Source organism: Sorangium sp. So ce119 (assembly GCF_051524405.1).
Taxonomy (GTDB): Bacteria; Myxococcota_A; Polyangia; order Polyangiales; family Polyangiaceae; genus Sorangium; species Sorangium cellulosum_G.
Genome location: NZ_CP150311.1, coordinates 340763 through 359996, shown reverse-complemented (window position 1 = coordinate 359996; position 19234 = coordinate 340763). Strand labels below are relative to the sequence as shown.

The following is a 19234-nucleotide window of genomic DNA, read 5'->3' as shown; positions in this document are numbered from 1 at the left end:
GCGCGGCCATCCCGCGGGCGCGGGCGCAGGCGCACGCGGGATGGATGGATCGCCGCGCGGCGCGGCGCGAAAACGTCGCGTCGGCCTGGACGGGCTGGCGTAGTATCCGCCGCATGGCGCACACTCTCCCGCCTTCCGGGGGCGGTTCCGCTCCGCCCGCGCGCATCGGCAAGGTCGCATTCCTCGGGTATGGCCGCTTCGGCGCGGCGCTCGGATCGCTGCTGCGCGACGCCGGGATCGCGGTGCGCGCGCTCGATCCTCGCGCCGAGATCCCGAACGCCGCGCGGGCCGCCTCGATCCCGGAGCTCGTGGACGGCGCGGACCTCGTCCTCGTCGCCGTCCCCGTCCCGGCGATGCGCGAGGCGCTCGTGTCGCTGCGGCCGCACCTCGCGCCGGGCCAGGTGGTGGCCGACGTGGGCAGCGTGAAGACCGTGCCGGCGGCCGCCATGGCCGAGGTGATCGGCGCCCACCGGCCGTGGGTGGCGACGCACCCGCTGTTCGGCCCGGCGAGCCTCGCCCGCGGCGAGCGCCCGCTGCGCGCCGTCGTGTGCCCGAACCCGGCGCACCCGGACGCCGTGCGCCGCGTCGTCGCGCTGTTCGAGCGGATCGGCTGCCAGGTGCTGGAGCAGGCCCCGGACGAGCACGATCGCGTGATGGCCTTCACGCACGCGCTCGCGTTCTTCATCGCGAAGGGCATGCTGGACGCGGGCGTGCCCGCTGGCGCCCCGTACGCGCCGCCCTCGTTCCAGGGCATCGCGCACACGATCGAGACGGTGCGCGTCGACGCCGGCCACCTGTTCGCGGCGCTGCACCGCGAGAACCCGTTCGCGGGCGAGGCGCGCCGCCGCCTCATCAACGCGCTCCTCTCCATCGACCGCACCCTCGACGTCCCGACCGAGGACGCCGCGCCCGAGGACATCGCCGCGCTCGCGATCCCCGACCTCGGCTCGCTCTCCCCCGAGCTCCGCGAGACGCGGGAGCTCATCGACGAGCTGGATCAGGAGCTCGTCGGGCTGCTCGCGCGCCGCTCCGAGCTCGTCCAGCGCGCCGCGCGCGCCAAGGCCACGATCGGCGCGGCGGTCCGGGATCCCGTGCGCGAGGCGCGGCTCATGGAGGCGCGCCGCCGCTGCGCCGTCGAGCTCGGCCTAGACCCCGACGGCGTCGCCGAGGTCTTCGAGGTGATCCTCCGCCACTCGCGCTCCCTCCAGGAGCGGCGCTCTTCGTCCTAGCCCCGCGCGCCGCGCGACGGAGGCGAGAAGCTCCTCACTCCGGAAACACGAGGGACACAGAGGCACTCTGCAGCGCCTACCTCTCTGCGCCTCTCGCGCTGTCTCGTCGGGGGCCGGATCCTCCTTGCCGATTCGCGATCTTCCTCACGGCATCTCCGAGCAGCGGCGCTCGCGGATGTGACGCCGAATTCCTCTTTCCACGCGAGCGCGCTTCGGTGTAGGGTTTGGCTGCGGGGATCATGGAGGAGCGTCGGGAGACCCCCCATTGGCACTGCAGGTCAGCCCTGGGTCGCCGGTAAGACCGCGACTCGATTACGATACGGGCTCGTCAGTGCATTCAGGGAGGGCTGAAATGATCGAGGGGAGCGGCCTTGCCGAGGGGTCCGAGCGTTCCGGGGGCGGCAGCGGCAGGGCCGAGGAACGCGCGCCGGCGCACCGGGCACCTGCCGGGAGGTCTCCTGGCGCGCGGGGGGTGACGCCGGCCTCTGTGCTGGCGCGGTGCGGACGCCGGTTCGCGGTCCGCCGCGGGCACGCGTGGCGCCGATCAGGCGACATCGTCCCCCTGTGTCTCCTCGGGCGGCGTATTCGCGCAAGTGCGCCAGAGCCAGCCTGGATCCGGTGGACAGAAGCGACTTACTGACGATGCTGCGAGGCGGTCGACGGCGCTGACGTCGGGGCGGGGGCAAGGAGACGCGGGATGCGGGCAGAAGTAGGCAGAGTCAACATCCTCGTCGTTGACGACAGGCCCGAGCAGCTCCTCTCCCTGGAGGCTGTCCTCGCGCCGCTCGGCGAGAACATCGTCAAGGCGGCGTCCGGCAGGGAGGCGCTCCGCTGCCTCCTTCAGGAGGAGTTCGCGGTCGTCCTCCTCGACATCAACATGCCGGAGATAGATGGGTTCGAGACCGCGACCCTCGTCCGCCAGCGGCGGAGCACGCGGCACACGCCGATCATCTTCCTGACGGCGCACACCGAGCGCCTCTATGTCGAGCGCTGCTATTCGCTCGGGGCCGTCGACTACCTCATGACGCCGTTTGCCCCCGAGGTCCTGCGCACCAAGGTGTCTGTCTTCGTCGATCTCTTCAAGAAGACGCAGCAGATCCGGCTCCAGGCGGAGTCGCTGCGCGCCCACGCCGAGCAGCTCCAGCGGCTCAACCGCGCCGCGCTCACCATCAACTCTGCGCTGTCGCTCGACGCCATGGTCGCGGCGATCACGGAGGCGGCGCGCGACGTCGCCTGCGCCCATCAGGCCATGACGCTCGTGAAGCTGGAGAGGCCCGGCGAGCGGGGGCGGACCGCGGTGTCGCTCTCGGAGCGGTACGCGACGTTCCAGCAGGAGGCGCCGCCCCCGATCGCCGGCAGGCTGTGCGCGTTCGTGTGCGGCAGGAACAGGCCGCTCCGGATGACGCAACGCGAGCTCGCGCAGCACCCGGAGTGGCTGGACGAGGGCGGGAGCACGCCGCCGCCGCGGGGGCACCTCGCCGTGCCGCTCACCGCGGCGGACGGACAGAACATCGGGTGCATCCAGCTCTCGGACCGGCGCGACGGCGAGTTCTCGGACGACGACGAGACCGTCCTCGTGCAGCTCGCGCAGCTCGCGTCGATCGCCATCCAGAACTGCGTCCACGCTGAAGCGCGCGAGGCGAACCGCCTGAAGGACGAGTTCCTCGCCACGCTCTCCCACGAGCTGCGCAGCCCGCTCAACGCGATCCTCGGCTGGACGCACCTCCTGCGCAGCGAGCCGTTCGACGAGCAGCGGGTGTCCCACGGCCTCGACGTGATCGAGCGCAACGTGGCCGCCCAGACGAAGCTCATCGAGGATCTCCTCGACGTCTCCCGGGTGGCCACGGGCAAGCTGCGCATCAGCGCGGCGCCGATATCGCTCGCGTCCGTCGTCGAGGTCGCCATCGACGCGATCCGCCCGGCCGCCGAGGCGAAGCGGCTCACGATCGACGTCTCGCTCGACCCCGCGATCGAGGTGAACGGCGACGCGGATCGGCTGCAGCAGGTCGTCTCGAACCTGACGTCGAACGCGCTCAAGTTCACGCGCCCCGGCGATCACATCCTCGTCTCCCTGCGGCGGGCCGGCGCCTACGCGGAGCTCACGGTGCGCGACACCGGGGAGGGGATCGCGCCGGACTTCCTGCCCTTCGTCTTCGAGCGTTTCCGCCAGGCGGACAGCACGAGCCGGAGGTCGCACGCCGGGCTCGGGATCGGCCTGTCCCTCGTGCGCCACATCGTGGAGGCCCACGGCGGCTCGGTCGTGGCCGAGAGCCCGGGGCTCCAGAAGGGGTCGACGTTCGTGGTCCGCCTGCCGCTGCTCGGCATCGGGCGCGCCCTGCTGGCCGGATCGCCGCGGGAGGCGCGCTCGCGCGGGCACGCCGCTCACGCGTGTTCGGAGGCCTCGTCCGATCTCGGCGGGCTCCACGTCCTGCTCGTCGAGGACGACGCGGACGCGAGGGAGCTCCTCCAGGAGGTGCTGTCGCAGCACCGCGCCCAGGTGACGGCCGTCGCGTCGGCCCGCGAGGCGCTCGCGGCGTTCGTCGCGGCCCGCCCGCACGTGCTCGTGAGCGACATCGCGATGCCGGGCGAGGACGGCTACGAGCTCATCCGCGCCATCCGGCAGCGCCCGCCGCACGCCGGCGGCGATCTGCCCGCGCTGGCGCTGACGGCCTATGCCCGCAAGGAGGATCAGCAGCGCGCGCTCGACGCCGGCTTCCACATGCACGCCACGAAGCCGATCGAGCCCGCCGCCCTCGTGGCCGCCGTGGCCAGCCTCGCGGCGAGGGCCCGCGCCGGCGAGCTCTCCTCCGCCCGCGAGCACGGCGCCAGCGACGAGATCAACCCCTGACGCCGACGGGAGGCCGTGGGGTACGAAGCCTCACGCGCCCTCTACCCCGCTGCTCTTCGGGGAGCGTACGAAGGGCCCTCAGGTAACGGAGCATCCTTTGCGGGGATCTCCTTCGCCCGCCCTCGTGCTCGCTCACCGCACCTGAGCCCTCCCGGGGGCGCTCGAGGTCGATAGCGTTCGTCGGGGAAGTCCCGCGCTCACGACAACGGACAACGGCGCTCCTCGAGGGCGCGACGGCGAGCGCAGCGCGGAGCGCCGAGCTCGGCAAGCTTCAGGCCTGGTACTTGCAGCTCACGTGACGTCTCATGATCAGACCGGAGCCAACCCCAGAGCGGGATCCAGACGAAGCTCGCCCGCGCCGCTGCGCGGCTCTGTTCGCGCTGCGCGCGCCGGCGGCGCTCGGCCACCTCGCTCAAGCGAGCAGGGCTCCGGCTCAGGGGGCTTCACCTCAGGAGGTGTATCCGTTATAACGGACGCCCTGTCAACCGTCGCTCACTGCCCACGATGCACTTCGATATGTGTCCGGGCATGTCTGCGAATGTGCTTGACCGGCGGGCGCTCGCGGTGAGATGCGCACATGCAACGATGATGCAGTGAGACAAAAAGCTTGCGTAATCCAGTATGGTGGCCTATCATCCACAATAACGGAATTGTCGTGAGAATGACACCGAGCCACTGCATGTGAGCGCTCGTGGGGCTCGCTAGCGCACATTTCGTGCACATTTCCGCATGATCGACCTGCACAGGGGTGTGGTGCAGTGGTCGGCGCGGGGCTGTGCCGAGCCATTCTTTGGGGGGGAACAACCCAACGGAGAGAACGATACATGAAAGCTTCGAAGAGCATCTTTGCAAGCGCGCTGCTGCTTGGCGCAACCATGATGATGATCGGCGCGGGATGCGGCGATGACGCCGATGATCCGCCCTCGTCCGGCTCGACCACCTCGTCCAGCTCCAGCTCGGGCGGTGGCGACGGCGGCAACGGCGGCGACGACGGCGAGGGCGGCGAGGGCGGCGAGGGCGGCGACGACGGTGAGGGCGGCGCTGGCGGCGCGGGTGGCGCTGGTGGCGCTGGCGGCGCTGGCGGCGCGGGTGGCGCGGGTGGCGCTGGCGGCGCTGGCGGCGCTGGCGGCGCGGGCGGCGGCGCCTGAGCCCAGCTCGCCTGTAGCGCTCTTCCCTCGCCGGGCCCGCGACGCGGGTGGCGAGGGAAGAGCCCCTTCCTGACCCGGAAGGGGATCGCGGGAGAGGGGCGGTAGATGCTTTGCCTCCCCTCGTTCCCGTGAGATCCCGCGCACTTTCACCTCAACACATCGGCCCGCGGTGCCGGTTCAATCCGGCCTGGAGGGCGGAGTTGCTCCGAGGATGCCCGTGCTGTCGCGCCGCGCAGCCCCGCTGCCACGCCCCTTTCGCGCAGCGGCGCGGCTCTTTTGCATTGCGGCACACGGCTTTCGCAGCGCGGCGACCCGCATTGCTCAGGATGGGCTCGGTCGCGCCGGGCACAGCGCCCCGGGTCCAGCAGATCGCCAGGAGGACCCTGGGTGGATGACGGCGCGCTGGAGGTTCAAGTCCTCATCCTGCACCGCGAAATCAATGTCATGCCCGCGTCCAATCGCGACACCGGTGTCATGCCGCGTCGGCGATAGGCGCGAGGGGCCGCGCTGCCTCTCCTGGGCGGTGGACCCCGAGGAGACCCTGTTCGTCGCGCGGCGCGGGACCGCTCTCCGAGACGGCGGCCCGAGGAGACCCCGGTTCGACGAGACCTCCGGCCCCGGTCTCGACCAGAAGCAACGCCTGGTCGACGCTGTCCCTAGGGGCCATGCCCCTCGCGGCCACCCGCCTGGCGGAGCTCCTCGGTGAGCCGCTCGACCTCCGCCGCCAGCGCCTCGTTGGCGCGCCGTAGCTCGTTCGACGCGCTCTGCGCCTCGCGGTAGCGCAGCGCATTGTGCACAGCGACCGCCGCGTGCGACGCGAGCAGCCCGCAGAGCTCGACCTGCCCGGCGCGGAAGTACCCGGCGGTCGCGTCGTTCTCCATGTAGATCACGCCCGCGAGGCGACCCTGGTGCGTCATGGCCAGGCACAGGATCGACCTCCCGCCGGCCTCGATCACGTACGGGTCCTCCGCGAACCGCTCGTCGGTCGCCGCGCTTCCGAGGACGACCGGCTGCTGCGTCTCCGCGACGTGCTGGACGACGCTCGCGGCGAGACCGGCGGCCTCCTCGAGCGGCGTCGAGGGGCCGACGTGGACCACCTCGGGATCGCTCGTGCGCTCGGCCTCCACGGTCAGCGCCCCGTCGCGCGCGAGGAGCAGCACCGCCCGCCGCGCCCCCGTGCTCTCGCTCAGGACGCGCAGCAGCCGCTCGAAGAGCCGCTCGAGCACGAGCTCCCCGCTGAGCGCGCGCGACGCGCGGAGGACGGCCATCGCGTCGAGCGCGCCGCCGCGCTCCACGCTCGGCGGGATCGACCCCTCCGCCGGCCGGCTCGGCTGCCCGAGGATCCCCATGCGCGCCACGAGGTGTGGGTACTTTCGCGACAGCTGTCGCACCTTGGCCGTCGCGCCCCACCGCGCGTAGCCCTCGTGCGCGTCCATCATGTAGACGTGCGCGATCCGCTCCCTCCCGCTCGCCAGGTGGAACTTCGCGCAGAGCTCGCTGGCGAGCGCCTCGTCCCGCACGAAGCCGTTCACCTTCGCCGCCTCGATCGCCTGATCGTAGAGCTTCATCGCGGCGAGCTCCTCGCCGGCGGCCCGCGCGGACTCCGCGCGGACGAGGAGGTGCTTGTGACGGTAGTTGTCCGGGCACTGGTCCGCCCACGCCGAGAGCCGGTCCCGGTAGCTCGCCAGCGAGACGGCGCTGAGCTGCCGGCCGCGCGACAGCGCCGGGGAGAGCTGCGTGAGGCACGTGTAGAAGAAGACCTCGGTCGCGAGGTGGTCGCCGACCCCGCCCTGCACCTTCGCCTCCGCCAGCGACCCCATTCGCAGCGCGCCCTCGTAGTCCTCCAGGAGGAAGCAGAGCTGCTGCCGCAGCGCGCAATGGATGAGCGCGACGGCGCTGTAGCTCGGCGCCGCCAGCCGCTCTTCCTGGGCCGCGTCGTGGAACGCGCGGCTGTCCGGCGCGCGCGAGATGCCGCCGCGCGACGGGTCCATCAGCTCGTCGAGCGCGCGCCGCGCGCTGGTCAGCGCCGCGACGGCGAGCTCCTCCCGCGCGCCCCGCGCCAGCGCCAGGAACCCGTCGACCTCGTCCCGCACCGCCTCGCACTCGTCGCCGAGCCCGAAGCGGACCAAGGCGGTGTGGACGCACGCCTGCGCGACGTAGGTGAGATCGCCCGCCCTGATCCCGGCCTCGTGGGCCTCCTTGAAGAGATCGAGGCTCGAGAGCAGGTGCTTCGCGAAGGGGCTGACGTGCGCCCCGAGCAGGAGGCGGAGCCGGCACGAGAGCTCGTGCTGCCCGGACCTGTCGCCCATCTCGAGCGCGAGCTCGCCGAGCTCGTAGGCCTCGTCGTAGCGGCGGAACGCCCGCGCGGCGACCCAGGCGTACGCCATGTAGCCGTAGGCGGACACGCCGCCGTGCCCGCGCTCCAGCGACAGGTTGACCTGCCTCGCCGCGATGAAGGCGAAGAGCGGCGGGCTCACGAGCGCCGCGGGCAGCGTCAGCGACATGAGCAGCCGGAGCGCCGCGCGCGTCCGGGCGTCCGACGTCTCGGGCTCGTCGAGCAGGTCCCTGAGCCGGCGCGCGCCGAGCGCCGTGCGCGCGGCCGCGATCTCGGCGTCCGCGGCCGCCTTCCGCGCCGCCGCCCCGTCCTCGGGGAGGGGCACGCCGAGCAGCGCGAGCGCCGTCTTCCCGAGCGCCAGCGCCTCCTCGATCTGGCCCCGCGTCGTGTGCACCGCGATGCGCAGCTCGTGCGCCCGGGCGCGCTCGAGGTCCGAGCGCGCCTCGGCCGCGAGCACCTCGAGCAGCGCCTCCGCGCGCTCGATCTGGCCGGCGAGGTACGCGCACTCGGCCGCCTCCGCGTGCAGCGAGAAGGCGAGCTCGTGGTCGTCCTTGAAGCACCCGTCCGGCAGCGCCGAGATCCCGGCCTCGAAGAAGTCGGCCGCCGCCGGGGGCGCGCCGCGCTCCTTCGCCTTGCGGCCTGCCGTGAGGTTCATCGCCGCGAGCTCCGCGCGCTCGCGCGGCTCGACGATCAGGGTCGCGCCGAGGTTCAGGTGCTGCGCCGCCTCGAAGAGCGCCTCGTCCGAGCGCTGGCGCTGCGACCGCGCCTCGGCCATGCGCCCGAGGCGCAGGTGCACCGCGCGCCGCTCCGCGTCCGGCAGAGCGGCGTAGGCGGCCTGGTGCACGCCGTCGTGCAGGAAGCGCAGCCGCAGCGCGTCATCGTCGAGCGGCTCGGGCGCGGCGTCGTCGCGCTGCGGCGTGAGGATGCCGGCGCTCTCCGCCTCGCGGAGCAGCGCGTTCACCTCGGCCTGCGGCTGCTCGGCGAGCTGCGAGAGCGTGGCCGCGTCGAGCTCGTGGCCGATGCAGGCGCCGAGCGCCACGGCGCGGCGCGCGGCGGGCGAGAGCCGGTCGAGCGTGCGCTGCGTGGACGAGGCGCCGTCGTCGAGGCGCTGCGCCTCGGCGAGGGCCCCGAGGTCCCACGAGACGGTGCCCGCGCGCGCGTCCCAGCGCCGCAGGCACGCCTCGACATCGACCTTCAGCGCCTGCGCGCCCGGATAGCGCTCGTCAGCCGGCTTGCAGAGGAGCTTCATCACGATCTCCGAGGCGATCGCGGGGGCGCCGGCAGAGAGCTCCGGGCGTCCGCGCGGCGGCCCCTTCGCTCACACGGAGCTCCTTCGTGATCGTGGATGGGTAGGGGACCATGGAGGGACGTCGCCCGCGACAACGGGCTCCCCCAGCGGCGCGACGTCCGCTGGCGTCGTGCTCAGGCATCCTACCTGAAAGCGGCACGGGTGCGCTACGGTGGCAGTGCCCCGGTCTTCTTCGGCTGCGCTCGCCACGCGCGCCAGGCCCCGAGGAGCTCGGCCTCGCGCTCCGGCGAGAGCCCCGCCCGCGGTCTGGACTGCCGCTCCGGCGGTAAAGTCTTCCACCACGACAGCGTGTCCTTGACCGTGTCCTGCACGGCGCGGAACTTGAGCCCTGCCTTGCGCGCGCGCTCGGCGCTGCGCAGGTGAAAGGCCCTGGTCTCGCCCTCCGCGGGCGCCCAGATCGGCAGGTCGACCGGCTCGCCGGGCGGCTTCTCGAGGAACTTCGCGCTGACCCACGTGAAGCGCGCGCTCGACCCCGAGGCGGCCTTGCACGCGTCGAGCAGCCCGCCCATCGTGAGCGGCTCTCCGGGCCCGGCGGCGTTGAAGATGCCTGTCGTCCGGCTCTCCACGACGGTGACGAGCCACTCGGCCAGATCGCGGACATCGATGATCTGGATCGGGTCGAGCGGCGCGCCCGGCGCGAGGACCTCTCCGCCTCTCTCGACGCGGACAGGCCAGTACGTGAATCGGTCGGTCGGGTCCTCGGGACCCACGATGAAGCCCGGGCGAACCCGCGTGACCCGGCCGGGCATCGCGGCCTCGGCGGCCTGCTCGCAGAGCGCCTTGAGAGGGCCGTAGTTCTCGAACTCCTTGCCCATCGTCTCGACGGTGGGATCGGGCATCGTCGCGACAGGGGCCGTCTCGTCCTCGCCTGGCGTCGTGTGGCTCGCATATACGGAGAGGCTCGAGATGAACACGTACTGTCGCACGTTCGGGGCGAGCAGCTCCGCCGACGCCTTGACGATGCGCGGCACGTACCCGGAGTTGTCGATGACGGCGTCCCACGAGCGGCCGGCGAGGGCCTTGAGCCCGTCGCCCTTGGCCGGGTCCCTGTCGCCGTGCAGCTTCTCGATATCGGGGAAGAGGTGAGGCCGCGTCTTGCCGCGGTTGAAGAGGGTGATCGTATAGCCGCGCGCCTTCGCCGCCTCGACGACGGACGGCCCGAGGAAGCCTGTTCCCCCGAGGACGAGCAGCGTCTTGTTCCCGGAGGGCGACCGCGGCGCTTGCGGCGTGGACGGCTGGGTCGGCTCGGGGCCGCGCGATGGGCCGCTCCCCGGGCCGGCGGCTGCCGGCGCGCTGAGCCTGGCCGGCGCCGAGCAGCCGAGCGCAGCCATCGAGCCCGCCGCGGCGGTGAGCGAGAGGAAATGGCGGCGCGAAGAGGGCATGAGGCGGTTTTACCCGATCGCGTTCTCCCGTCCCAGATGAGTTCGCATGGATCCAGAAAAATTGGAGTGCGCGTAGTGGGGATAAGTTTGAAAGCGAGGGGCCCTGGTCCACATCCTGCAATGTTTCCAGCCTGCCCGCTCGATGCGGGAGAGGAGAAGTGCCGTATGCGGTCTGTCTTGGGGGCGTTGAGCGCGCTTTGTGGGGTCATCTGCTGGGGAGCTGGTTGCGCTTCGGGGGGGGCGGATGGCGCGGCGCAGGGCGAGCCGTGGCGCGACGGCGTCGACCCCGTGGGGGCGAACGCGGAGCACAGATCGCCTTCGGGGATGTGCGGGACGGGCGCAGCGGACGCGACGGGGGTGTGCCAGGACGCCGCGGTCGAACGCGGCGGGATCCCCTCCGGTGTGGCCGAGCCCGGCATGAGCGCGCGGTCCGAGCCGGCGTGCCGGCGGCGGTCGTTCGTCCGGCAGTTCCCCGGATCGGGCGCGATCTTGCGCGGCTTCGCGGTCGACACGGCGGGCCGCGCCTTGCTCGCCGGCTCTTTCGAGGGGCAGCTCGACTTCGGCGGCACCCGGCTGGAGAGCGCGGGCGAGTCCGACGCCTTCGTGGCGCGGCTCGATACCTGCGGCGACCTCATCTGGGCGAAGCGGTTCGGCGGCGCCGCGACGGAGCGGGCCATCGACGTCGTCGCGGGCAACGGCGGCAACGCGCTCGTGCTCGGCTCCTTCTCGGGCGCCATCGACCTCGGGACGCGCCAGCTCACCGCGGCGTCGTCCTGGGGCGTCGATCTGTTCGTCGCCAAGCTCGGCCCGACCGGCACCGCCCGCTGGGCGGCGCAGATCTCCGGGGAGGAGGACGCCATCCTGGGCGGCACGGCGCTGGCCTGGGACGGCAAGGGCGGCGTGCTCGTGCTCGGCAAGCTCGAGGGGGCCGCGACGGTCGGCGGCGTGCGGATCGAGCGGCGGGGCCTCGGCACCTTCGTCGTCCGGCTGGACGCCGCGGGCCGCTTCCAGTGGGTCAGCCTGCCGCCGAGCGGCTCGGACACCGAGGAGATCGGCATCGAGGTCGACGACGACGGCAACGCGTTCATCGCGGCCCAGGACGCGCGGGGCTCGGCCACGTTCGTCACCAAGCTCGACGAGGACGGCGAGGTCGAGTGGCACCAGCGGTTCCGCGGCTCCCCGGATCAGCTCGAGATGGCGTACGACGTCGCCGTGGATCCGGACGGCGCCGTGCTGCTCTCCGGCAGCGGCGTCTTCGGCGACGCCGGTCTGCCGGGCGGGCCGCGGCCGTTCGTGGCCAAGATCGACGACGACGGCGAGGTGCTCTGGGTGAAGCGCTACGACGCGCAGAGCCCCCGCCAGGTCACGGCGACCGAGCAGAGCGTGGTGCTGGCCGGCGACGCGCTGTGCGACGTCGCGGAGCCCGCGTCGTGCGGCGCGTGGACGGCCAGGCTCAGCGAGGACGGAGAGGAGCAGTGGACGCAGCGCCTCGGCGCCGACGTCCAGTTCTCCGGGCTGGAGCTCGACCCGTGGGAGCAGCCGATGCTGGCCGGATCGTTCCGGGGCGCGATCGAGCTCGGGAGCGAGCGCCTCTCCAGCGATCAGGGCGCGCTGTTCCTGAGCCGCATGGCAGAACGGGACTGACCGCGCGCCGCGGCAGCGCGCCGCGCGCCCGGCTCACACGCCGAGCGCGCGGCGGATGTCGGCGGCGATCTCGTCCGGGGTGCCGCCGATGTCGACGCGGAGGGCGTCCTCGGGCGGCTCGAGCGCGGCGAGCTGGGTCGACAGGAGGCCGGCGGGCATGAAGTGGCCCGACCGCGACGCGAGGCGCGCGGCGATCAGCGCGGGGTCGCCGGTCAGGTGCACGAGGCGCATCCGCGCGGGATCGACGAGGAGCTGCGCGCGGTAGGCGGCCTTCAGCGCCGAGCAGGCGATCACGGCGTCGCGCCCCTCGTCGAGGAGGCGGCGGATGCACGCCGCGAGCGCGGCGAGCCACGGCGCGCGGTCCTGGTCGTCGAGCGGCTTGCCGGCCCGCATCTTCTCGACGTTGGCGGCGGGGTGGAGGTCGTCGGCGTCGACGAACTCCCAGGCGAGGTCGCGCGCGAGGCGCTGCCCCACCGTGGTTTTTCCGGCGCCGCTCACGCCCATCACGAGCACGATCACGGTCGCCGCGCCTCCGTCAGGGCCGCCTCTCGCTCTCTCGACATGTCCAGCGCGATGCTACCACGCGCGGCCGCGGCGCACGGCTCGCCCGCCGGCGCGTGCGCCACAGTGCGCCGTCCCGGGCCCCGCGATCACGGTCCGTGGCGGCGCCGCGCGCCGGGCTGCGGCCCGGTCCGGCGCTCGCCGCGCCCGGGCTGCGGCCCGGCCCGGCGCGCTCGATGCTCCGCTATCGCGGCCCCGCCGGCGCGCTCGGCGCACCCGGTTACGGCCCCGCCAGCGCGCCCGTCTCACCCGGGTTGCGGCCCGTCCTGGCGCTCCGGCATGCCCTCTGCTCTGCCGGGCGGCATGCGTAGGCCCTCGATCCCCGCCGCCGTGTTGCCACTTTCCCTGCTCGTCGCGGGTTGCGCCTCCAGGAGCGCCGATCCGGAGCCGCAGCCCTCGCCGTCCGCGTGCAGCGATGCCGACACCGCGGGCTGCGTCGTCACCTCGGACAAGCCGCGGGACCGCGAGCCTGCCGTGCCGGCGGCCGACGCGAAGGCGCTCGTCGCCGGCAACACGACCTTTGCGCTCGACCTCTACGGCAGGGTCTCCAGCTGGTCGAGCAACCTCATCTATTCGCCGTACAGCGTGTCGAGCGCGCTCGCGATGACGTACGCCGGCGCACGAGGCGAGACGGAGGCGCAAATGTCGCGCGCGCTCCGCTTCACGCTGCCGCAGGAGCGGCTGCACCCGGCGTTCAACGCGCTCGACCTGGCGCTCGCGAGCCGCGGCAAGGGCGCCGGGGGGCAGGACGGCGAGGGGTTCCGTCTCAACGTCGCCAACGCGCTCTGGGGGCAGGTCGGCTCCTCGTTCGCGCCGTCGTTCCTCGACGTGCTCGCCCAGAGCTACGGGGCCGGGCTGCACGTCGTCGACTTCGCGCAGGCGCCCGACGAGGCGCGGGGGATCATCAACGGCTGGGTGGCCGATCGGACCGAGGACCGGATCAAGGACATCATCCCCGAGGGCGCCATCCAGCCCGTGACCCGGCTGGTCCTGACGAACGCCGTCTATTTCAACGCAGCATGGCAGTTCCCCTTCGACGAGGACGACACGGCCCCGGGCGACTTCACGCTGGTGGACGGCACTGCGATCTCCGTGCCGATGATGAGCAACGGCGCGCAGGTCCGTCATGGCGAGGGCGACGGTTTCGAGGCGCTGGAGCTGCCCTATGACGGCGGCGAGCTGTCGATGGTGCTCGTGCTCCCGTCGGCCGGCGGGGCGCGCTTCCTGGAGATCGATCAGGAGTGGCTCGAGGGCGTCTTCGCCTCGCTCGAGACGCGGAGCGTCACGATGACGCTGCCGAGGTTCAAGTTCGAGTCGAGTCTGGACCTCGTCGATCCGCTCGTGCAGCTCGGGATGCCCCTCGCCTTCACCGGCCTCGCGGATTTCTCGGGGATCGACGCGCAAGGCGGCCTCTTCATCACCGACGTGGTCCACAAGGCGTTCATCTCCGTGAACGAGGCGGGCACCGAGGCGGCGGCGGCGACGGGGGTTGTCATCGGCGAGACGTCGGCGCCCGAGCCCGCCACGATCCGCTTCGACCGCCCGTTCCTCTTCTTCATCCGCGACACCGCGACGGGCGCGATCCTGTTCGTCGGCCGCGTCATGGAACCGTCCCGCTGAGCGGCCGAGTCCGTCCCCTGACGGCGCCGCCGTTTCGCGGGACTCCGGTCGAGTCCGCGCGCGTTCACGCTCAGCGCTCAGTCCGTCGAGGCGTTTTTCCTCTCGAGATCTGTCCGCTGCCCGCCCCGCTCTTCATGAAGCCTCGTCCACCGCGGTGCGCCGCGGTGTCGCGCGCCCGTCTCGCACCCTGTGCTGCACCGGGCGCCTCTGCGACAGGCGTGGCATTTTGCATCGGAGCGCCGGCGGCACATCGCACGCTCCAGGGGGTCACTCGAGGGGGGTAAGCCGAGGCGAGCGGCTCGTCAGTAGAGGCCGGGGACGAGCCGCGCGGAGGTCTGGCGCGCGTAGTCGTCGTATTCGGGGAAGGTCTCGCGCAGCACGCGCTCTTCGTACCCCATGCGCGCGACCTGCAGGATCAGCTCGACCGTGTAGATCAGGACAGCGATCAGGGACGGATAGAGCAGGAGCACCCCGGCGCCCTGGATCAACGACGCGAGGTAGACCGGATGGCGCACGTGCCGGTACGGACCGCTCGTGATGAGGCGGCGCGCCTCGGGCATGACGCTGAACGATTTGCCCAGCCACCCGAGGCTGACCAGCGAGAGCGCCAGCCCCGCCGTGATGAGCAGCGCCCCGAGCACCTGGCGCCCTGGTGTCGGCGGGATCTTGGGCAGCCACGCCAGGCTCGCGGGCAGCAGGCCCGCGACGAGCGCGGTGACGCGGGGAACGACGCCCTTCAGCTTGCGCAGCGGGCGGAGGCGCACCAGCGTGAGCGTCGCGACCAGCAGCAGGTACGCCTCCGTCGCGAGGAGCGCGGCCAGCGTCGTCCCGTACGTGAGCCCCATGGGCTCGCGCCAGAGAAACAGATGAGCATGGATATCCCGCCCGACGAACAGGGCGTTATAGAGCATCAGGACGGCGAGCGGCAGCCGCATCGCGAGGTCGTAGAGCACCGCGCCATTCATTGTGATCCCCCTCATGTGGGATCGTGCAAGCGGGCGCGTGCGCGGTCAAGCGCGCTCGATCAATCGCTCTTGGGCGTGCCCGCGCACTCGCCTTTCGTGTAGACGGCGACGCCGTCCATCGCGGCCAGACAGGCATTCGCGTAAGTCCGGTTGTCGCATCCGCAGACAGGCATGTACTCCTCTGTGCAGGACGCAGGTCGCTCCGCGCAGAGGCCCGACGCGTCCGCCCAGCCGCACACGTCCTCGAGCGTGTAGTCGCAATAGAGCCCCTCGGCGCAGACGGGGGCGGGGCCCCGCGTGAAGCCGCCGCAGCTCTCCCCGACCTCGGCGATCGGAGCAGGGGTGTCGGTCGGGGGCTCGCCTTCATCGATCCATGCGGCGCCGGCGGGCGCCGCGCCCCGGGGCGCCTGGCCGAGCGCCGCGGGGGCCGCGCGCACCGCCTCCGTCGCGATCTCGGCCTCGGCTGTCCCGGCCGCCCCGCCGTCCATCTCCGTGGATACCGCGCAGCCCGACGCCGCGAGAGCGAGGAGAACACCCAGTCCGTCGAATCGTCTCATGAATCAACCTCTTCGGATAAAAGGAAGTCCATGGCACGCGGCGATCTCGACGCAGATCCGACCCCCTGCCCCAGGCGCGCAAAGCCCGACGTGGTTCGCTGGAGGAGCTGCGCCCTCGTCTGCTGCCTCGGACTGGGCGAGGTAGTAGGACGTGAGAAATGCTCTGTCAAGCAAGGCTGAAAAATATCGGCTTCGGTGAAATCAACAGGAGAGGCCTCGACCGGATCAGGGGCGGCCGAGCGATGTTGGCCTCCTCGCAGGCGTGGTGGTGGGCGGGGTCGCCGGTGAGGAGTCCATCAACGAGCCACTGGCCCCCTGGGAGAATCGGAGTTTTTGTCGACGTGCTCCCGTCGCCCGCGAGGACGGCCGACGGCCGCCGGACAGCGAGAGAGGGAATCTCCCGGCTGTCGCGCGAGGTCGCTGCGCAAGGGTGGTGAGCCGGCTGCCGGACTGGCGGCTCAGATCGCCTTGACCATCCTCTCCACGGCCTCGCCGATCTCTCCCTCGTCCAGCGCCGCGAAGCCGAGCCGCAGGAACGGTCGCTTCTTTCCGTCGAACGCGTACCGCCGCCCCGCCGAGAACGCCACCTCGCGCGCGTGCGCGCGCTCCGCCCACGCGTCGGCGTCGATCGCGGCGTCGACCCGGGCCCACAGCGCCATGCCTCCCGCGGGCACGCGGAAGTCGAGCGCGTGTCCCAGCCGCGCGCGCAGCGCCTCGACGAGCAGATCGCGCCGCGCCCTGTAGATGCGCCGCGCGCGCTGCGCGTGGCGCTGCACCTCGCCGTCCTCGAGCAGCTCGGCGACGGCGCGCTCCAGCGCGTGATCGCCCTGCCGGTCGACGAAGGTGCGGTGGAGCGCGAGCCGCTCGATGAGCGGCTCGGGCGCGACAACGAAGCCGAGCCGGAGCCCGGGGGCGAGGATCTTCGAGAGCGTGCCGACGTAGACGACCACGCCGGCCGTGTCCGCGCTGGCGAGCGGGAGCACAGGGCGGCCGTCGTAGTGGAACTCGTGATCGTAGTCGTCCTCGATGACCGCGACGCGGCGGCTCCGGCAGAGCTCGAGGAGCGCGATGCGCCTGCCGGGCGCGAGCACCGCGGTCGTGGGGTACTGGTGGTGCGGGGTGACGTAGACGGCGCGCAGGCGCTCGCGATCGGCGAGCTCCGCGAACGCGTCGACGGAGAGGCCCGCGGCGTCGACCGGCACCGGGACGAGCCGCGCGCCGGCGAGGCGGAGCGCCTCCCACGCGGGGCGGTAGCCGTAGGACTCGACCGCGACGGCGTCGCCGGGCGCGAGCAGCGCGCGCGCGACGAGGTCGATCGCCATCTGGCTGCCGCGCGTGACGAGGACCGACTGCGGCCCGGCGGCGAGGCCGCGCACCGCCGAGAGCATCGCGGCGAGGGCGGCGCGGAGGCGCTCGTGGCCGCGCGGATCGGCGTAGTCGAGCAGCCGCTTCGCCTCGGCGCGGAGCGCGCGGCGGTAGGCGCGCGCGAGCGCCGCGGTCGGGACGAGGCGCATGTCGGGGAGCCCGCCGCTCATGCGCAGCGTGCCCTCGGCGGCGAGCGGCATGGGCCGCAGGGAGGTCGCGCCGAGGTCGAAGCCGAGCCTCGCCGGCGCCTCGGTCCGGGCGGCGGCGCGCCGGGCGAAGCGGCGGGGCGCCGGCGCCGGCAGCTCCGCCGCGACGAAGGTGCCGCGCGCGGCGCTCGCCTCGATCCAGCCCTCGGCGGCGAGCTCGCGGTACGCGGCGAGGACGGTGTTGCGGTGGACCGACAGCGACCGCGCGAGCGCGCGGCTGCCCGGGAGCTCGGCGCCCGCGCGGAGCCGGCCGCGGCGGATGTCGTCGGAGAGGGCGCGCGCGATCTGGAGGAAGATCGGCTGCGGGGAGGCGGGATCGATCGCGAGCGAGAGCTCCCAGGCCATGCGGACTGGTCTAGCAGAAATCGCCGGACCGGATCTTTTGCCTGGACCACCCGCGCGGCAATCTCCGCCCATGCGCAGGGAGATCTTCCGGATGGATCGCGCGGAGGCCGAGGCGCTCCTCGGGCACGCGCCGGTGGTGCACGTGGCCTCGACGACCGCGGAGGGCGAGCCCGTGCTGCGGACGGTGCACGGCGTGATCGTGCGGGGGGCGATCGCGTTCCACGGCGCGCCCGCGGGCGAGAAGACCGAGGCCGTCGGCCGGCCCGCGGTCGTGTCGTGCGAGCAGATCGTCGCGTCGATCCCGAGCTATTTCACCGATCCGGAGCGCGCCTGCCCGGCGACGACGCTGTACCGGAGCGCGCAGGCGCACGGGGTGATCGGGCGCGTGGACGATCCGGATCACAAGGCCGAGGTGCTCGAGGCGCTGATGCGAAAGTACCAGCCCGAGGGCGGGTACGCGCCGCTCGACGCCGCGAGCCCGCTCTACCGCAAGGCGATCGCGGGGATCCTCGTGCTCGCGGTCCCGCTGGAGCGGCTCGACGGCAAGGCGAAGCTCGCGCAGAACCGCACGCCCGAGGAGCGGTCGCGGCTCCTCGCGCGGCTCTGGGAGCGGGGGGCGCCGGGCGATCCGGCGGCGATCGAGCTGCTCCGCGCGGCGTGCCCGGACACGCCGCTGCCGGAGTTCCTGCGGGCGCCGGCGGGCTGCGCGCTCGCGTGCGCGCTCGGGCCGCGCGACGTGGACGCGGCCGTCGAGCTGCTGGAGGGCGCTTACTGGAACCACGGCGTCCCGCGCGAGGCGCTCGCGCGGGCGCAGCTCGGCTCGTCGGCGTGGGTGGGCGCGCGCGACGGCGCGGGCCGGCTCGTGGCGACGGGGCGGGCGATCGGCGACGGGAGCAAGCGCGCGTGGATGTTCGACGTGATGGTCGCCCCGTCGCTGCGCGGCCTCGGCGTGGGCGAGGCGGTGGTGCGGCTGCTGCTCGATCACCCGGCGGTCCGCGGCGCGCGGAGCGTCCACCTGGGTACCCAGGACGCGCACGCGTTCTACGCGCGGTTCGGGTTCCAGCACCGCGCGGACCTGCCGCCGCCGCCGTTCACGTCGACCGAGATGGTGCTCACCAGGAGGGGGTAGAGGCCCTGAGGAATCCCCTCAAATGCTTAGGAAAATTCACAGGGAGGCGGGGAGGAAAATCTTCAAAATACTCCCCCTCTCCCTGTTCAATTTCCCCGCTGAAAAGGGCTGCGAAATGAGGGGATTCCTCGGGTAGACGCCCCAGGGGGGCACCCTCCCGCTGTGTCCGCTGCAGGACCTCCGCGGGCCGTTCCGGGCGCGTCCCCCGCTTGACCTACCCGTCGCGGACGCCAGGTTCGCCAGACGGCTGCCCGGTTGGCCGGGTCGCCCACGTCAAGGTCGCGCGCTGCGGCGGAGGGAGACATGGACGAGCGGAAAATCCAGGAGATCAAGGCCGAGGCCGCGCGTCAGGCGGCCGCGGGCGCCTCGGGTGGGATGGAGCGACCCGACGACGAGAACGAGGACCCGAGCGACATGCCCAAGCCGCCGGTGGCCGTGGAAGCCCGGACGGCGGCGCAGGAGGACGGCGAGCGCCAGCCCTACGCGAACAACGAGGGGTCCGGGACCTCGCCTGCGCCTGCTCCTGGCGCCGGGACGGCGAAAGGCGAGCCGGCGGTGAAGCGGTGAGCTGAGGGGAGCCCGGCTCGCCGC

The 19234-nt window shown here is 72.8% G+C and carries 13 protein-coding genes; 7 read left to right on the top strand and 6 right to left on the bottom strand.

Annotated elements, in window-relative coordinates; genetic code table 11:
• The first annotated feature begins 113 nt into the window (after positions 1–113).
• From WME76_RS45680 to WME76_RS45670, 3 genes are all read left to right on the top strand, one after another.
• On the top strand, positions 114–1229 hold the full coding sequence (locus tag WME76_RS45680) for a prephenate dehydrogenase/arogenate dehydrogenase family protein (protein ID WP_437962496.1): 1116 nt from the start codon (positions 114–116) through the stop codon (positions 1227–1229).
• 697 nt (positions 1230–1926) lie between these two features.
• Complete coding sequence (locus WME76_RS45675) at positions 1927–4077, top strand: response regulator (RefSeq protein ID WP_437962495.1); 2151 nt, start codon at positions 1927–1929, stop codon at positions 4075–4077.
• An 824-nt stretch (positions 4078–4901) separates the two neighbouring features.
• Positions 4902–5225 carry a hypothetical protein gene (locus tag WME76_RS45670; RefSeq protein ID WP_437962494.1) on the top strand — a complete coding sequence of 108 codons (324 nt, stop codon included), beginning with the start codon at positions 4902–4904 and terminating at the stop codon, positions 5223–5225.
• Positions 5226–5881: 656 nt separating this feature from the next.
• Here the strand turns inward: WME76_RS45670 and WME76_RS45665 are convergent.
• Positions 5882–8809, bottom strand: coding sequence for a GAF domain-containing protein (locus WME76_RS45665; RefSeq protein ID WP_437962493.1), 2928 nt, complete (start codon positions 8807–8809; stop codon positions 5882–5884).
• Positions 8810–9015: 206 nt separating this feature from the next.
• Complete coding sequence (locus WME76_RS45660) at positions 9016–10251, bottom strand: NAD-dependent epimerase/dehydratase family protein (protein WP_437962492.1); 1236 nt, start codon at positions 10249–10251, stop codon at positions 9016–9018.
• Positions 10252–10668: 417 nt separating this feature from the next.
• On the opposite strand from WME76_RS45660, the gene WME76_RS45655 reads away from it, so the two are divergent.
• Positions 10669–11895, top strand: coding sequence for a hypothetical protein (locus WME76_RS45655; RefSeq protein ID WP_437962491.1), 1227 nt, complete (start codon positions 10669–10671; stop codon positions 11893–11895).
• A gap of 33 nt (positions 11896–11928) precedes the next feature.
• Here WME76_RS45655 and WME76_RS45650 read toward each other — a convergent pair whose 3' ends face one another.
• Positions 11929–12414, bottom strand: coding sequence for a gluconokinase (locus tag WME76_RS45650; protein WP_437962490.1), 486 nt, complete (start codon positions 12412–12414; stop codon positions 11929–11931).
• A gap of 345 nt (positions 12415–12759) precedes the next feature.
• On the opposite strand from WME76_RS45650, the gene WME76_RS45645 reads away from it, so the two are divergent.
• A complete protein-coding gene (locus WME76_RS45645) occupies positions 12760–14076 on the top strand; it encodes a serpin family protein (RefSeq protein ID WP_437962489.1) in 1317 nt (438 codons plus the stop codon).
• A 302-nt stretch (positions 14077–14378) separates the two neighbouring features.
• Here the strand turns inward: WME76_RS45645 and WME76_RS45640 are convergent, their stop codons facing one another.
• From WME76_RS45640 to WME76_RS45630, 3 genes are all read right to left on the bottom strand, one after another.
• On the bottom strand, positions 14379–15056 hold the full coding sequence (locus tag WME76_RS45640) for a methyltransferase family protein (RefSeq protein ID WP_437962488.1): 678 nt from the start codon (positions 15054–15056) through the stop codon (positions 14379–14381).
• Positions 15057–15100: 44 nt separating this feature from the next.
• Positions 15101–15598, bottom strand: a complete 498-nt coding sequence (locus tag WME76_RS45635) for a Kazal-type serine protease inhibitor family protein (RefSeq protein WP_437962487.1) — start codon at positions 15596–15598, stop codon at positions 15101–15103.
• Between the two features lie 458 nt (positions 15599–16056).
• The gene (locus WME76_RS45630) at positions 16057–17514 is read right to left on the bottom strand and encodes a PLP-dependent aminotransferase family protein (RefSeq protein WP_437962486.1); all 1458 of its coding nucleotides are present in this window, start codon (positions 17512–17514) and stop codon (positions 16057–16059) included.
• A gap of 70 nt (positions 17515–17584) precedes the next feature.
• Here WME76_RS45630 and WME76_RS45625 point away from each other — a divergent pair, with 70 nt between their 5' ends.
• Entirely contained in the window at positions 17585–18643 is a 1059-nt protein-coding gene (locus tag WME76_RS45625) for a GNAT family N-acetyltransferase (RefSeq protein ID WP_437962485.1), read from the top strand.
• 303 nt (positions 18644–18946) lie between these two features.
• On the top strand, positions 18947–19210 hold the full coding sequence (locus tag WME76_RS45620) for a hypothetical protein (RefSeq protein ID WP_437962484.1): 264 nt from the start codon (positions 18947–18949) through the stop codon (positions 19208–19210).
• The last annotated feature ends 24 nt before the right edge of the window (positions 19211–19234 follow it).